The 15591-nt window shown below is 69.7% G+C and carries 13 protein-coding genes and 1 pseudogene (1 of these 14 running past the window's edge); 7 read left to right on the top strand and 7 right to left on the bottom strand.

Annotated features, from left to right (window positions below; translation table 11 throughout):
* The first annotated feature begins 75 nt into the window (after positions 1–75).
* Complete coding sequence (locus ALLO2_RS09235) at positions 76–471, top strand: hypothetical protein (RefSeq protein ID WP_011434644.1); 396 nt, start codon at positions 76–78, stop codon at positions 469–471.
* Between the two features lie 54 nt (positions 472–525).
* Here ALLO2_RS09235 and ALLO2_RS28165 read toward each other — a convergent pair whose 3' ends face one another.
* Together ALLO2_RS28165 and ALLO2_RS09220 are read right to left on the bottom strand one after the other, a co-directional pair.
* Entirely contained in the window at positions 526–2379 is a 1854-nt protein-coding gene (locus ALLO2_RS28165) for a SpoIIE family protein phosphatase (RefSeq protein WP_369808138.1), read from the bottom strand.
* 150 nt (positions 2380–2529) lie between these two features.
* A complete protein-coding gene (locus ALLO2_RS09220) occupies positions 2530–4029 on the bottom strand; it encodes an amidase (RefSeq protein WP_035731229.1) in 1500 nt (499 codons plus the stop codon).
* Positions 4030–4582: 553 nt separating this feature from the next.
* Between ALLO2_RS09220 and ALLO2_RS23250 the strand changes: the two genes are divergently transcribed.
* Complete coding sequence (locus ALLO2_RS23250; protein WP_051623781.1) at positions 4583–5149, top strand: hypothetical protein; 567 nt, start codon at positions 4583–4585, stop codon at positions 5147–5149.
* A gap of 31 nt (positions 5150–5180) precedes the next feature.
* Positions 5181–5489, top strand: coding sequence for a GlsB/YeaQ/YmgE family stress response membrane protein (locus ALLO2_RS09210; RefSeq protein WP_011434649.1), 309 nt, complete (start codon positions 5181–5183; stop codon positions 5487–5489).
* Positions 5490–5623: 134 nt separating this feature from the next.
* On the opposite strand, the gene ALLO2_RS09205 is transcribed toward ALLO2_RS09210, so the two are convergent.
* The 3 genes from ALLO2_RS09205 to ALLO2_RS09195 all read right to left on the bottom strand — a co-directional run bounded on the left by ALLO2_RS09205 (position 5624) and on the right by ALLO2_RS09195 (position 8839).
* The gene (locus ALLO2_RS09205) at positions 5624–7261 is read right to left on the bottom strand and encodes a mechanosensitive ion channel family protein (protein WP_035731143.1); all 1638 of its coding nucleotides are present in this window, start codon (positions 7259–7261) and stop codon (positions 5624–5626) included.
* A 674-nt stretch (positions 7262–7935) separates the two neighbouring features.
* Entirely contained in the window at positions 7936–8547 is a 612-nt protein-coding gene (locus ALLO2_RS09200) for a GNAT family N-acetyltransferase (protein WP_011434651.1), read from the bottom strand.
* Between the two features lie 91 nt (positions 8548–8638).
* Positions 8639–8839 (bottom strand): hypothetical protein, encoded by a 201-nt coding sequence (locus tag ALLO2_RS09195; protein WP_011434652.1) that lies wholly within the window; start codon positions 8837–8839, stop codon positions 8639–8641.
* Positions 8840–9182: 343 nt separating this feature from the next.
* On the opposite strand from ALLO2_RS09195, the gene ALLO2_RS09190 reads away from it, so the two are divergent.
* Positions 9183–10583, top strand: a complete 1401-nt coding sequence (locus ALLO2_RS09190; RefSeq protein ID WP_023840175.1) for a glutamate decarboxylase — start codon at positions 9183–9185, stop codon at positions 10581–10583.
* A gap of 308 nt (positions 10584–10891) precedes the next feature.
* The gene (locus ALLO2_RS09185) at positions 10892–11689 is read left to right on the top strand and encodes a VOC family protein (RefSeq protein ID WP_035731223.1); all 798 of its coding nucleotides are present in this window, start codon (positions 10892–10894) and stop codon (positions 11687–11689) included.
* Here the strand turns inward: ALLO2_RS09185 and ALLO2_RS28160 are convergent.
* Both ALLO2_RS28160 and ALLO2_RS27100 read right to left on the bottom strand, forming a co-directional pair.
* Positions 11593–12288: a beta-eliminating lyase-related protein gene (locus ALLO2_RS28160; protein ID WP_369808137.1), complete on the bottom strand. Its 696-nt coding sequence runs from the start codon at positions 12286–12288 to the stop codon at positions 11593–11595. The genes ALLO2_RS09185 and ALLO2_RS28160 overlap by 97 nt on opposite strands.
* Before the next feature lie 16 nt (positions 12289–12304).
* Positions 12305–12784: a hypothetical protein gene (locus ALLO2_RS27100; RefSeq protein ID WP_232234989.1), complete on the bottom strand. Its 480-nt coding sequence runs from the start codon at positions 12782–12784 to the stop codon at positions 12305–12307.
* Between the two features lie 163 nt (positions 12785–12947).
* Here ALLO2_RS27100 and ALLO2_RS09170 point away from each other — a divergent pair, with 163 nt between their 5' ends.
* Together ALLO2_RS09170 and ALLO2_RS27095 are read left to right on the top strand one after the other, a co-directional pair.
* The gene (locus ALLO2_RS09170) at positions 12948–14090 is read left to right on the top strand and encodes an ABC transporter substrate-binding protein (RefSeq protein ID WP_198030975.1); all 1143 of its coding nucleotides are present in this window, start codon (positions 12948–12950) and stop codon (positions 14088–14090) included.
* Positions 14091–14353: 263 nt separating this feature from the next.
* Positions 14354–15591 (top strand): annotated as a pseudogene (locus ALLO2_RS27095) (ABC transporter permease subunit) (it continues 259 nt past the right edge of the window).

Below are 15591 nucleotides of genomic sequence, written 5' to 3'. Positions count from 1 at the left end.
GATGATTGCAGCCTCACGATGTGGCGCTAATGAGACCTGCGATCGTGACGAGCGTCCGCGCCAGGGGCGCATCCCGTGGCGAGCTGGACGGCGGCGGCCCGTGGGGCACGGGACTCCTGGAACCGCCCGGGAGCCTGGGCGTCGGTGCCGGTCCTCTCCTTCGGCCCCACGCCGGCGAGCGAGTACGCCTTCCAGTTGACCGCCGATCTACTGATCCACGGCTGGGATCTGGCGCGGGCGATCGACATGCACGGCCGGCGGGCCGGTGACACCTCGTCGGTGGCGGGTGTCGGCTCTGACCGGGACCTCGTGCACCGGGTCCACGAGCAGCTGGCGTCGCAGATCGACGCCTGGCGGGCGGCCGGCATCTTCGCCCGCCCGGTGCCGGTCCCGGATGACGCCGACGAGTGGACGAGGTTGCTGGCCCTCACCGGCCGCTCGCCCGACTGGCGGCCCGGATCCGGCGGATAGCTCGGCACGACGGATATCAGCACAAGAGCACAAGGGATATCGACACAACGGATATCAGCACAATGGGTAGATGAGGATGGGGGCGCCCGACCCCCCGGGTGCGGAGGTGGCCGGGGCCGTGCAGCTGTGTCGCGGGCTCGGTGCCGTGGGTGTAGGCGGATACTCGCCACTCGGCACCGGGCTTGGCACCGGGTGTTTCGCCCCGCCCACCTCCGTCGGCGTCGGTGACGCGGTGGCCGACGAAGGCCCGCTCTTCAGGGAGGGGCCCGCCGTCAGTGACGAGGGATCCGTGAGTGACGAGGGATCCGAGCCGCCGCCGATGCCCAGCCTGCCGATCGCCGCTGGCAGCGAGCCGTCCTTGGCGATGGCGAGGTCGGCCGCTGCCGCGGCGCCCTCGGCGCGTCCCCAGCTCACCCGTAACCCGGACGTCGCGATCAGACCGCCGACGGCGAACGCGGCCACGGCGCTCACGACGACGAGTAGGGCCAAGAGCAGCCGCACGGTGCGACGGTCACCGGAATCCACCGGAACGCTCACGACCGTCTCCGACCGTCCGGTATATCGATACCTGGAGTGAATACCCGTGAGCACAACTGTAGGCGTCGGTATCGGGCGGCGGCCACGGAATCCCTCCGCATTGGGTGACCGTAGCGGATCGCGACGGGCTCCAAGGGACAGCGGCACGCCGGATGGGAGTCGGATCTCGGGTCGAGGGGCCGCCGGGTCCCGCCGGGCTNAAGAGCTCAGGACGCCGNCTCCTGTCCCGGCTCCTGNCCCGGCNCCCATCCCGCCACTCGGTCCCGCCTCCCGCTCGGCCAGCAGCACCGCGAGGTCGTCCTGCAGCCTGCCATCCACGTGGGCGCGCAGAGCCCCGGCGAGACGGTCGAGCGCGTCGTCCTGGCTGCCGCCCCGCAGCAGGTCCAGATGATCGTCCAGAGGGAAGAACCGCCCCCGGCCGTCCCGGGCCTCGGTGAGACCGTCGGTGAACAGCAGCATCCGATCGCCGACCGCCCAGCTCGCCATCGTGACGGAGAAACGCTCGGCCAGCCCGAGCGGCGGACTCGGCGACTTCAGTTCCAGCGTGGTGCACTCGTCCGCCGAGACCAGTCGTGGCGGGTGATGCCCGGCCGAGCACAGGCCCAGCCGACCGTCCGGGNGGNTGTCGACGATGAGCGCCGTCACGAAGTCCTCGGGTTCGGCCTCCCGACCCACCGCGCGGGCGCAGGCGGCGGCCACCTGTTCCGGGTCGAGCCAGGTCACTGCCGCCTCGCGGAAGGCACCGAGCACTATCGAGGCCAGCCGGACCGCGGGCAGGCCCTTGCCGCGGACATCGCCGATGATCATCCGGATGCTCTGCGAGGTGGAGACGACCTCGTAGAGATCGCCNCCCNCCGACGCCTCCTGGGCGGCGGAGAGGTACCGAGCCGCGAAACCGGCCCCGTTGAGCCGGCTCGGGACCGCCGGTAGCAGTGCCCGCTGCGCGACCTCGGCGACCGCTTTGACCTGGTGCAGTTGTGAGCGTTGCCGTTCCCGGCACACGCAGATGCAGACCGCGATCACGGACTGGAGGGCGACCAGCGTGGTTGCGGCGAGATGCGGACCGGTCCCGAACCAATGATCCCAGAAGCCGGAGAGGAGCGCCGCGATCACTGCCAGCGCTCCGACCGCGGCGGTGACCCGGGGTGGACTGGCCGCCGCGATGATCAGTGGCCCGAGACCGAAGTACCCGACCAGGATCAGCCCGGGCGTCGCGTCGAGGATGACGACCGTGACGAGGACGAGCGTTCCGGCTATGAGGGGACGGACGTCCTCCNCCCCGCCGAGCCCCTCTAATCCGCCGGGCCCCTCCACCCTGCCGAGTCCGCCGAGTCCGCCGAGTCCGCCAGCGCCTGAACGACGTCTTCGCATGGGTCATTGTCCCGGCCGGATCGGGATCCCGTGAGAGGGCCTCGCATTTCGGCTATTCGGTAACATCCCGCTACCCGTAAGGTCAGATCGGGCCGTGGACCAGGTCGGGCCGTGGACCAGGTCGGATCGGGTGCCCGTCGGGTCAGATCGTCAGATCGCGTGGGCCGAGCGTTCTCCCGGCTGATGGAGGTGCCAGCGCTCGCTGTCCTCCACCTGCGCCGCGAGGGAGATCAGCAGGGTCTCGCTGTTCGCCGGCCCCATCAACTGGGCGCCGACGGGCAGTCCCGCCGCGGTGCGTCCGGCCGGTACGTTGACGGCCGGCCAACCGAGGACGTTCCACGGCCAGGTGTAGGGACACGCCGCCACGATCGCCTGGTCGGTGGCCCAGTTGCTCTCCCGGTTGAGCTCGCCCACCCGGGGCGGCGGAGTGGCGGTCGTCGGGGNGNGNATGACGTCCACCCNCCGGAAGACGCGGCCGATGTTGAGCCGGGCCAGTGGTTCCGCGGCGCGTGTCAGCGGGAGGAACGGGCGCAGCATCCGTCCGGTCCGCGCGTTGGCCATGGTCCGCGGGTCAAGCAGGGTGGGATCGGGCACCCGCCCGGCCCAGTCGCGGATGCCGTCCATGGACCGCGGCAGGAAAATCGTGCCAAGCAGGCCGTAGGGCGGCTCCACCGGCACGATGTCATGCCCGCAGCGGGCCAGGATCTCGGCCATCCGTTCCACGGCGGCCCGGACGGCCGGATCGAGGGCCACCGGCATCCCGCTGTACGGGTGGTGCAGGGAGAGCCCGATCCGCAGGCGGGGAGGGGGATGGCCGGCGGCGGTGAGGAACGGCTCGGCCGGCGCCGGCGGNCGAGCGCGGNCGATGGGNAGGCTGCCGGACAGGACGTCGAGCAGCAGGGCCCCGTCGGCGACGGTTCGGGTTAGCGGGCCGTAGACAGTGAGCCCGTTGAACTGCTCGCGGACCGGGGCGCTCGAGATGCGCCCCCGCTGCGGTTTGATCCCGACCAGGTGGGTCCAGGCGGCGGGGATGCGCACGGAGCCCGCCCCGTCCGAACCGATCGCAGCCGGTACCAGCCCCGCGGCCACCGCGGCCGCCGCGCCTCCGGAGGAACCGCCGGGAGAGTAGTCGAGATCCCACGGGTTGCGGGTCACCCCGAACGCCTGGCCCTCGGTGAACGGCCACTGCCCGAACTCGGGGGTGTTGGTCTTGCCGATGATGATGGCACCGGCCGCCTTCAGCCGTCGCACCATCTCGCTGTCCCGGACCGCGGGGGGGAACTCCCCCATGGCGCCGAAGGCCGTGGGGGTACCGGTCAGGTCGGTGTCATCCTTGATCGCAATGGGCACGCCGAGTAGCGGTCGCCATCCCGGCGTGCTCCACCAGCCGCCGCGGCCGTCCCGGCCGGGACGGCCGCGGCGGGCGGCGAGCGCGACGTCCGCCGCCTCGGCCTCTGTCAGGGCCGCCTCGGCCCGTACCCAGCGGAAGGCGTTAAGGGTGGCCTGGGTCGCCGCTGTCCGGGCCAACGCGGCTTCGACGAGCTCGCGGGACGTCATCTCGCCGGAGGCGAGGCGTGCGGCCAGTGTGCGGATGCCTTCGAGCGGACCGTTCCGGTCGGCTGCGGAGGGCATTGTGGGCACATCCGACATCAGCCACCCCCTGACGCTCATGGCTGCTGTCCGAACCGTAGCCGACGCCGGGTCGTCCGCACCGTCGATCGCCTGATACCTCCCATTGTCCCCTGCTGTGGGCAGGTTGGGGAGAGATGAGCCATGATCGATATATTAGCCGTTATGTGGCATTTATGTGTTTGTGGATAGTGTTGGGCATCGGTGACGCGGCCCCGTGTCCTGTCAGGGCGTCTACATCGGGTTATCCGCATTGATTCCGGGTATGACGATGAGAAGTACGGCTAGTGAACATCCCGCCCGGTCGGCTTTCTCCGCGAGTCACGGGGAGCCGGCGGCAGGTCTGATCGCAGATGTGGCCTGATCGCAGATGTGGCTCGGCGAGGTGGTCCGCGTCGGTCCCGGTCGGACGGGCCGAGCGTGATGCCAGCTCAGCCGTTGACCAGCTCAGCCGTTGACCAGCTCAGCCGTTGACCAGCTCAGCCGTTGATTCCAGATCGGACCCGGTCTCCAGGTCAGACACCGACACCTTCCAGGGAGGAACCGAACGATGCCAATGGACCCGAGTTCAGTGATGCCGGAGCCCGCACGGACCGCGTCGCTTCCCGCCGACGACACGACCACGGCTCCGTTCGCGTGCCCTCCGGTCCCCCCGGTCCCGACCGGTACCGAGAGGGTAGGTGCCGGCCCGGCACCCGGCCTGAACGGTCACGCTTCCCCGGCGCCGAGCCCCGACGTCATCGCCGCGACCACCTCCGCCTCACGTGTCACCGGCCCGGGAAACGTCACCGGCCCGGGAAACGTCAGGGAGCCGGGAAACGTCAGGGAGCCGGGAAACGTCAGCGGCCCGGACCTGGCCGGCCCGGACATGACCACCCCGGGCGCCAGGGCCAGAGTGGCCGGCGGAGCCGCCGAGGTGCGCCAGAAGGTCAACGAGGCCGTCCAGACCCTTGCTCCCCATGTGTCGGTCGCCACCGAGAAGACGAAGGGGGCGGCCGAGAAGACCCTCGCCACCAGCGGGAAAGCCGCGCGGTCCGTCGGGCAGCGGATGCGGAGCAACCCGAAGGCCACGGGTGGGGTCCTGGCCGGCACGGTGGTGCTGCTGCTGGTGGTCCGGCGGGGACGGCGGCGCCGGGGATGAGTAATCCAACCACCTCGTAGGGAGAAAACTAATGATCACCTTCATCGTCGTCATGATTCTGCTCGGACTTGTCGCCGGGGCCGTCGCACGCGTGTTGCTGCCCGGCCGGGATCCCATCGGGATTCTCGGCACCATTGTGGTGGGAATCATCGGATCTTTCGTCGGAGGATTCCTCGGCTACGTCCTGTTCAATAAGGATGTCGGCGAAGGCGCTCTGCAGCCGTCCGGCATTCTCGGGTCCATCATCGGTGCCATCCTGGTTCTCCTGGTGTGGCGGAACGTGGGGGGCCACGGCGGCCGGTCGGGGTCGACCCGCAGCCGTCGTTACGCCCGCCGGTAATCGCGATACCCGCCGGCGACCGGGTGACCGCGATCCGGTCAGCAGCACACAGAGCACCTGCTCTGACCCGACGCCTGCTTCGGCCTGGGTCCTCCACCTGCGGAGGAGCTGGGCCGGAGCCTTCGGTGGTGTCGTTATGCGCCTGTGGTGTCGTTTGGCGCCTGCGGTGTCGTTTGGCGTCGGGTCGATTCCCCTGGCTGCGCCGCGTCGTCATCGTCGTCGTCGTCGCGGGGCGGTGGAGAAGAAGCGGAGCTGTCATGCTCGCTGGTCTCGCTGGTCTCGCTGAAGTTCCGCGCCCGTTCCGCGGCGTCGGCACTCGCGCCGGAGAACAGCCGGGCGTCCTCGGCGGCGTCGGCAGGCGCACCCGTGGGCGCGGTGCTCGTCCCGCCGTCCGTACCGGTCTCCGCCTCCCGGCTCGCGCTGCCGGCGGCGGTAACCGCGGCCGAGTTCGTGGCATCCATGATCGTGGGGGAGAGGAGACCTTGCACTGGGACGGGAACCGCCCGCGCTGGTTCTTCGCCGCGGCGGATGCCGTTCGTCTTGCGGAGCCGGTCGGACCTGCCGTCGGGATGGTCTCCATCGGGATGGTCGCCGTGGGGATGNTCGCGGCCGTGGAGATAGTTGTGCCGGCCGTTGCCGGACGGATCGGGGTGGCGGCCGTCGCGGTCATCGGCCCGGCCCTGATCCGGGATGCGCAGACCGAGCAGGTGCGCGGAGGCGTCGAACTCGATGCGGGTCCGGGGCAGAGCTGTCGGATGGTTGTGCTGGACCCATCGGACGAGTGCCTCGCGCATGTGGCAGCGCAGGTCGAACACGGTCGGTCCGTCCTTGCCGCTGACCAGGACGCGGATGCGGATGTGATCATCGATGGCGTCGGTGACCTGCAGGACGCAGACTCGCTTGTCCCACAGGTCCGTGGCGTCCAGGACCCGGTGCATCTCGGCCCGCATCTCGTCGATCGGGATTGCCCAGTCCAGGTCCAGCTCGACGGCACCGAGGACCGCGGACTCCTTGCGGGTCCAGTTCTGGAACGGTGTCGTGGTGAAGTAGGTCGACGGAAGGACCATCCGCCGGTCATCCCAGATGTGGACGACGACGTAGGTGAGAGTGATCTCCTCGATCCTGCCCCACTCCTTCTCGACCACCACCACATCGTCGACCCGGATGGCGTCGGTGAAGGCCAGTTGGAGTCCGGCGAAGACGTTGGACAGTGAGGTCTGGGCGGCCAACCCCGCGACGATGCCGACCACGCCGGCCGAGGCGAAGATGCTGGCGCCGGCGACGCGGACGCTCGGGAACGTCATGAGCATCGAGGCGCCCGCGATGATCGAGATGATGGCCACCGTGATCCGTCGGAGCAGGGTGACCTGGGTGCGCACCCGGCGGGCATGCCGGTTGTCGACGATATCCATTCGGTAGCGGGCGAGCGCGAGGNCCTCGAAGGCGAACGCGAGCACCGTGACGCACCAGGCGATTCCAGCGATAAGGGCGACATTAGACACTCGCAGGGCTGCCCCGGTCCAGGTCTGTTCAGCCGTGGAGGTGAGGCCGACGAGCAGGGCCACCAGCACGAGCGTGAGTCGCGTCGGCCGCTTACCGCGCTGTGCGAGATCGGCGACGATCTCCGAATGGCGGCCGATCCGTCTGGCCATGCGGTGCAGCAATACGGAGACGGCCAGGGCCAGCAGGACCGCACCGCCCAGGATCGTCAGGACGGCGACGGTCGATTGCATGTCGGAGAAGGACAGATCGGGCGCGGCGCTCAGACGCACAGACAGGCTCCTCGTCCTGGGCCATGGTCAGGGATGAAAAGGCTCGATGTCGGCCTGGGATACGGGTCCGGGTCACAGNGTGCCCGGTTGCCGTTCCCCGCGCCGGGGCCCAGCGCAGGGCTCCGATGGCAGTCGCAGCGAGGGCGTAGCAGTCACATGCATGGGGTTGGTCTGCCCGGNACATTCAGATCCAATGAAGTGATCCGAATCACGTCTGCCTGAAGGGTGGGGCGGACGATTGCGGTGGGTCCCCATCCGACTTCGTTCACGAATATAGACGTGTGGTGCGGACAAGAAAAACGTGGTTCTACCGGCGTCGCCATAGGTGTGATCGTGACACGAACGGGTCCTTCGCGGAAACACGCCGTCCTCCGTCGCCAGATTGTGTCTCGTTGAAAATAGCTACCTGGCAGGGAAGAAAGGTACGCGGGTCTGCAAGATATGGTGTCAACTGCTCGGCGCCGAGCCGGCCGTGGTGGAACACGTCGAGTTCGACGCGGACCAGAATGCGACCGCCACCCATTCACGGCGACGAAAGTGGGACTGGAGGCGATGCTCCTGCTGTAGAATCGTTCGTCCAGGTGCGGAAGGGGTATGGGAGTGTGTCGCTGGCGGACCTGGGGTATCGCCCCGCCTACGTGGAGACGCCGGTGTTCGTAGCAGTTGTCGCTAGATCAATGTTCCCGGGGGGGCAGGAAGCGGTACATCACGTGGAGGTCGACGTCGCCGAGCCAAGGATGGCGGAAGGCCGCCGGAAGGGTCCCGACGAGGCGGAACGCCAGCGAGCGCCACAGCGCGACCAACCGTGGATTGGCTGCGACGACGGCGTTGAGCTGCATCGCCCGGTAGCCGAGATCGGCCGCGTACTCGATCATCTGCTCCGCGGCCTGCCGGCTGACGCTCTCCCAGCGGTCGCCTTCGGCTCCCCGGCCGCCGTAGTAGCTACGTCCCCCGTACGGCCCGTAGCCCCGGTACATTCCGGCCCCGCCGCGCGGAGCCCCGTGATCCACCCGCTTAGGATCAACGAGCAGCATCGCCTGGACGACATGATCTCCCAGACCCGGCTGACTCGGTGTGAGCAGCGCGGTCGCGACGATCGAGGTGTCGCCCGGGCCGTCCTCCTCCATCACCAGAACCTCGGCCGGCGGGGGCAGCATCCACGCGCTTTTCGCGACCTCCTCGTCGGTGTCCGGTGTCCAGGCGCAAGTCTCGCCCTCGACCACAACGGCCCGCCAGATCGGCCAGATCGCGCCCCAGTCCTCCTCTGATGCCCGCCGTGTCCGCACAGATCGATCCTGCCTGTTCACCGGGCCGGAAGGTAACGGCCTGGAGCGCTGAACCCGCGGCAGTCACCCATCCTGGCGTTCGGTGGTTCGGTCACCGGCCGGGTTTTAAGATCGGGTCGACGGCGTAACCGCTGCATCCCTGCAGATGAACCCGGCCCATCAGTTGATCGGGATGGCCGGCGCGGGGCCGCACGGAGAGATTCGTCATGGCATAGCCGTCCGGGTGGTTGATCCAGCGTTCGCCGCTGAGATTCACCGCCCCATCGGTGTAGGTGATCCATACGAGAAACACACCGTGGGGAACCTTCGGATTGGTCGGCAGCGGAGAGAAGTCGAAAGTGGTCCACCGCTGGCAACATCGAGCGTGCCCGTCGAGCTACTTTGTGCCGGTCGCGGCCGGTACGGTCGCCTTGCCGGACGGGCCGGATAGTGGTCCGGTCCGGTGGCGTGCCGCTGATGTGGCGCGGCCGCCGGCGAGGACACTCGAGCGGACGACCTGCTGCGGCGCGCGCTCGGCGCACGCGATCCGACGCTGCTCCCGCATCAGCAGGAGCAGGTGCTCCGCTCGCTGCGCCGCTCGGGGGCCATGGCCTGAAACCGGTATCGCAGCGGCGCGGCTAGGAGGTTTATCCAGGATGGCTCTACATCGTCAGGCGAGTGGTGATCGGGCGGAGGAGACGGTCGACGTACGGCCGCACCTGGCCCCGCTGGGCGAGGAGGTCGTAGTCCCGCGGTTCCGGATGCCGCAGGAGTCGATTGCGCCGGAGACGGCCTACCAGATTGTCCACGACGAGCTGATGCTCGACGGCAAGGCGCGGCTGAACATGGCCACGTTCGTGACCACCTGGATGGACTCGTACGCCGACCGGCTGATGGCCGAGTGCGCCCCGAAGAACATGATCGACAAGGATGAGTATCCGCAGACGGCGGCGCTGGAAGAACGCTGCGTCAACATCCTCGCCGACCTGTGGCACGCCCCCGACGCCGAGCACGCGGTCGGCTGCTCGACCACGGGGTCGTCCGAGGCGTGCATGCTCGCCGGGCTTGCCATGATCCGCCGCTGGCGGGCGCGTCGCCGGTCCGCCGGCGCCCCGGCCGACCGGCCGAACATCGTCATGGGTGTCAACGTGCAGGTGTGCTGGGAGAAGTTCGCCCGGTACTGGGACGTGGAGGCACGGCTGGTGCCGATGGCGCCGGGGCGCACGCATCTGACCGCCGACGAGGCCGTGGCGCACTGCGACGAGAACACCATCGGCGTGGTGGCGATCCTCGGCTCGACGTTCGACGGCAGCTACGAGCCGGTCGCCGGGATCGTGGCCGCGCTGGACCACCTCGCCGCCTCCGGAGGGCCCGATGTTCCGGTACACGTGGATGCCGCGTCCGGCGGGTTCATCGCCCCGTTCTGCGACCCCGATCTGGTCTGGGACTTTCAGCTCGACCGGGTGGTGTCCATCAACACCTCCGGGCACAAGTACGGCCTGGTCTATCCGGGGGTGGGCTGGGTGCTGTGGCGCGACCGGGCGCATCTACCGGCCGAACTCGTCTTCCAGGTGGACTATCTGGGCGGGACGATGCCGACCTTCGCGCTGAACTTCTCCCGGCCGGGCGCACAGGTCGTCGCGCAGTACTACACCCTGCTGCAACTGGGCTATAAGGGCTACCGCCGGGTGGCCCAGGCGTGTCGGGACAACGCCCGCTGGCTGGCCGCCGAGGTGGCGGCGATGGGGCCGTTCGAACTGGTCTCCGACGGTAGCGGCATTCCGGCGTTCGCGTTCAAGCTCCGTGACGACATCACGGACTACACCGTCTTCGACGTCTCCGAGCTGCTGCGCACCCGTGGCTGGCTGGTGCCCGCCTACCGGTTCCCGCCGGGGCTGACCGATCTCGCGGTGTTGCGGGTCGTCGTGCGTCACGAGTTCAGCCGGGACCTCGCCGGGCTGCTCATCGCCGACCTGCGCCGGGTGGTGAACCGGCTGGCCCATCCGGGCCGGCGCACCGCGGGCGACCGGCCCGGCGAGTCATCGTTCCACCACTGAGCCGGGCGCCGGGCGCGGGGGCGAACCCGCCGAAGACGACCGAGTGCCCGCGGGGGGTCAGTGTGTACTCGATCCGCGGGGGTACCTCCACAGCGGGGGTACCTCCACATATGTGGACCGGTGGGGAGGCCATCGCGTCCCAGGCCGCGCAGGGACTCGGTGAGCACCCTGGGCGTGATGCCACGCGGCAGCACTTGGAGCTCGGAGAAGCGCCGCGGGCCGCCGAGGAATTTTTGTCGGTGCCGGGGTCCAAGGTGATGTGGCACGGTCCGCCTGATACGGGTCCGCACGACACGAAGGAGCACATCATGCCCACTCGAGAGACCGCCCCGGCCGGAGCGCCCTGCTGGGTCGACCTGATGACCTCCGACCCGGCCCGGGCTCGGACGTTCTACAGCGAGCTGTTCGGCTGGACGGCGGAGGATCCCGCTGAGGAGTTCGGCGGGTACTTCACCTTCACGAAGGACGGTGTCCAGGTCGCCGGCTGTATGCCCAAGCCGGACGAGGCCGTCCCGGATGGCTGGTCGGTCTACCTGGCCACGCCGGATGCCGAGAAGACCGTCGCCGCCGCCGTGGACCACGGGGGTCAGGTGATCGTCCCGGCGATGGTCGTCGGAGAGCTCGGCGTCATGGCCGTCGTGACCGACGCTGCCGGCGCGGCGATCGGCATGTGGCAGCCGGGGCTGCACCGTGGTTTCGGGGTGCTTGCCGAGCCGGGCGCCCCCGGCTGGTTCGAACTGCTCACCCGCGACTACGCTGCGGCTGTCGGCTTCTACCGGGACGTGTTCGGCTGGGACGTTCACGTCGTCAGCGACACCCCGGAGTTCCGCTACGCGACCTTCGGCAAGGACGAGGGCGCGCTTGCCGGCATCATGGACGCGGCGGGCTTCCTGGCCGAGGGCGTCCCGGCGCACTGGTCGGTGTACTTCGCCGTGCGGGACACCGACGCGGCGCTCGCGAAGACCGCCGAACTCGGTGGGTCGGTGGTGCTGCCCGCCGAGGACACCCCCTACGGCCGCCTCGCGGTCGCCGCCGACCCAACCGGCGCCGTGTTCAAGCTGGNCGGCCCGACCAAGTCTGAGCCCGCCCCCGCCGCCGCGAGCTGACCCGCCCGGCCTGGTTCCCGCCGCGGATGTGCCTGGGGCACGGCACTGTCGTTGCGGGAACCGAGGGCTGGCCCGTTACCGTCGGCCCCGGCGTCGGTGACCTGGACCAGCACCATGTTGCTCTCCACCGCCTTCGGGTCGACGCGGCCGGGTGCGGCGTCGGCCAGCAGCGCGGCGAGCTCGGCAGCGCGTTGATGGTCCTCCGCGAGCCGGTCGACATGGTGGTGCAGCGCGTGCAGGCCGGCCGCGGCCAACACGCCGGCTTGGCGCATCCCGCCGCCGAGCCGGCGGCGCCACTCCCGGACGGTGCCGACGCGGCCGGTATCACAGACGACCAGAGAGCCGACCGGCGCGCCCAGCCCCTTGGACAGGCACACCGACAGGGTCGTGAAAGCGGCCGCGAGGCGCCGCGGCGGGACGGCGCTTGCGACCGCGGCGTTCCACAGCCGCGCGCCGTCGCAGTGCAGCGTCACGCCGGCGGAGTCGGCGATGGCACGGAACTCCGCCAGCCGGCCGAGCGACCAGACCCGGCCGCCGGAAACCGTTGGCCGAGTGGAGCGGATCCGCCCACCTCGCGGGCAGGCCGGTGGACCGCTCACAGGACGCTGAACCGGGTCAGACCTGTGGAGCGGGCTGCTGGAACGGCCGTGCGCTGGTGGTCGCCTCCCACCTCCAAGAAGTGCGTCGAGGCCGGCCGTCGAGCTCACTCCGGCCGGTGCACCACAGCAGCACCTGAGCCGGGTCTCCGTCCGGTGCATCGGGGAACAGACGGCGAAGCACCCGTATGCCCAGGGGTGCTGGGAACCGGCAGGGGACCGTCAGCCCCGCGGCGATGTCCCAGGTATGGAGGAGGATTTCGGCGACGCCCATCGCCGCGAAGCCTTCGGGATCGCATGGCCCCCAATGCCAGGCCTGCGTTGCGGGGTCGGCGGTGGCCAGCGCGCTGCTGAGCAGTCCACCGCACGCGGTGATGACCTGGAGCACCTTGCGCGGTGGCGTGTCCGGGGGAACGGTCAGATCGAAGGGCAGGTAGGCATGGGTGGGCCGGCCCTGCCCCAGCCCGCGGCGCATGAGATCGGCGGCGGTCTCGCTCAAGGTCCGCGATGTGTCTCGCGCGATCGACATCGCCTGCCGATGAAGATCGTCAGGTAGGTCAATCGTAGTGCGCACACCGCGGTCTTAGCGTAGCGACGTAGCGATCGGTCGAGCATGGCATACGGAACGTATATCGCTCGTGTACTCAAGGTTGTATGGGTACGTGTCATTGCACTGTGCCCGACCCTCGGCTATTACCGGCGCGGGCGGTATCGCCGCGTTCCTCGCGGCCTGCGGCAGCTCCGGATCCAGCGCGGACACGGGCGCGGCCGGCGCGTCAGGCGCCGCNGGACGCACCTGGTCGTTCACGTTGCGCAAGGGCGTGCTCTTCTCTGACGGCACCCCGCTGGACGCGCCGACCGTGAAGGCGTCGTTCGACCGGCTGCTGGACCCGGCGAACAAGTCCGCCGCCTTGTCCGCCTTCGCGTCAGTCCTCAAGGCCGGCGGCGTGGCGGTGTCGGGGGCGGACACGGTGGTCTTCCACCTCGAGCGGCCGTTCTCCGACTTCCCTTACCTGGTCTCCGCGGGCAACTACAACGCGGTCGTGCTCAAGAGCGACTACAAGGTCGGCACGTTCGCCACGAAGGCGATCGGCACCGGGCCGTTCCGGCTCGACTCCTACGACGTCGGCCAGGGAGCCTCACTGCGCCGCAACCCGAAGTACCGGGACGCCGGCAAGCCGTACCTCGACGGAGTCAAGGTGACCTTCCACAAGGACGCCCAGGCCGACCTACTGGCATTGCAGAGCGGCGCCATCGACGCGCAGATCCTGTCCGAGGCCGACCTCGTCGTCCCGATCGCCGGAAGCAACTCCATCGCCGTCGACAAGGCCAGCGGTACCAGCCTGACCGCGTTCACCCTACGCGTCGACAGGCCGCCGTTCACGAAGAAGGAGGTCCGGCAGGCCATCTCCTACGCGCTGGACCGGCCGGGTGTCCTCACCGCCGTCTACAACGGGGTCGGCGTCATCGGCAACGACCACCTTCTCGCGCCCGCGTTCGCGGCCGCACCGAAGGACCTCGCGCAACGCGCGAAGGACGCGGCGAAGGTCCGGTCGCTGCTGTCCGCCGCGGGGTCGAGAATCTGCGGTTCACCCTCAGCTTCGACGCCCCGAACAAGGCCTACGCGCTGGTCATCCAGGACCAGCTCAAGCAGGTGGGGATCACCGTCGATCTCGACCAGCAGACCTCCGACGTGTTCTACGGCGGCAATCAGGAGACCGACACCCCCTGGCNGTTCACCACCGCGAACCTCGTCGGCTGGGTGGGCCGCCCGACGCCGAGCCAGTTCATCATCCCGATGGTGAAGAGCCACGGGGTCTGGAACGGTTCGAAATACGCCANCCCCGCCTTGGACGCCGCGGCCGACGCCTACGACGCCGCGACCGACCCCGCCGAGCGGAAGAAGCAGGCCGAGATCATCGCGCGGGCCCTTCACGAGGACGTGCCGGTCATCATCACCGTGTGGTCCGGGGCCGTCCGGGCCTACCGGTCCGACCGGGTCAGGGGGCTACGCGCCCACCCGTCGGCCTTCCTCGACCTGACAACCGTGAGCCGGGCCTGATCCGGCATGGTGCGTTTCCTGGCCCGGAGGTTGGCGGCGATCCCCGTCACCATGCTGGCGGTCAGCTTCCTGGTGTTCATCGCCACCGAACTGATCCCCGGCGACGTGGCGCGCGTCGTGCTGGGTCGGGAGGCCAGCCAGGCGTCGGTGGACGCGCTGCGCCACCAGCTGCGTCTCGACGAGCCGCTGATGCCCCGCTACCTGCACTGGCTGGGTGGGTTCGTCACCGGTGACTGGGGGCGCTCCTACACGCTCGGGGTCGACGTTCGCCCGCTGGTGATCGAACGTCTGCTCGACAGCGCGACGCTTGCCCTGCTCGCCTTCGTCCTGCTGGTGGTCTTCAGCGTGAAGCTGCACTGGCTGCCCTCGTCGGCGCAGGCACCGCCGGGGGCTGATCCGCTGACCTCGATCCGGCATCTGCTGCTGCCCGCGGTCTGCCTGGTCCTGCTGTGCACCGGCTATGTCGCCAGGCACGTGCGGGCGAGTACAGCCGCGGTCCTCGCTAGCCCGTTCATCCGGGCGATGCGGGTGCGTGGCATGTCCGAGGCGCAGCTCGTGCGAGGGCACGTGCTGCGCAACTCGCTGGTGCCGGCGACGAGCGCGCTCGCCGTGCAGCTGCAGTTCCTGCTCGCGGGACTGGTGACCGTCGAGCTGCTGTTCGGTTACCAGGGCATCGGCGACCTGCTGCTGTCGTCGGCGACCTGCTGCTGTCGTCGGCGACCAGCTGCTGTCGTTGGCGACCAGCAAGGACGTGCCGACCCTGCAGGCCGGCGCGATCGTGCTCGGCGCGGTGGGAATGGGCATCTACGTCGTCGCCGACCTGGTGTACGCGCCGCTCGATCCGCGCGTGCGGGTGGGGAGGGCGCGGTGAACGACATCACGGTGGATTCCGCGGCGAGCGTCGCGGCTGGCCCCGCGGTCGGCGGTGCGCCGGGCCGGTCGGCGGCGGATCCGACGCACCGCCGACGGCGCGGATCGCTAGACCAGCGGCGGCTCGTCCGCCGGCCGTCGTTCGCGGTCGTCGACGTGCTCGCGGTCTTCCCGAATCTGGTCGCGGCCGTGGTGGTGGTGGCGCTCGTGGGCCGCTCGACGACCACCCTCGTCCTGGTCATCGGAACGTTCTTCGTCCCGATCGTGACCCGCAGTGTGCGGGCGGCCGTGCTGGTCGAGTGGGAGAAGCCCTATGTCGAGGCCGCCCGGCTGCGCGGCGAGCCGTTCTGGTCGCTGCTGTGGCGGGNGNNNNT

Origin of the sequence: Frankia sp. Allo2, from assembly GCF_000733325.1 — a bacterium.
Classification (GTDB): domain Bacteria; phylum Actinomycetota; class Actinomycetes; order Frankiales; family Frankiaceae; genus Frankia; species Frankia casuarinae.
This window is presented reverse-complemented; position numbering and strand designations above follow the sequence as displayed.

Bases quoted from the DNA above. Each gene is read 5' to 3' on its own strand.
- ALLO2_RS09210 (WP_011434649.1), top strand. From the start codon at position 5,181: ATGATCACCTTCATCGTCGTCATGATTCTGCTCGGACTTGTCGCCGGG.
- ALLO2_RS09190 (WP_023840175.1), top strand. From the start codon at position 9,183: ATGGCTCTACATCGTCAGGCGAGTGGTGATCGGGCGGAGGAGACGGTC.
- ALLO2_RS23250 (WP_051623781.1), top strand. From the start codon at position 4,583: ATGCCGGAGCCCGCACGGACCGCGTCGCTTCCCGCCGACGACACGACC.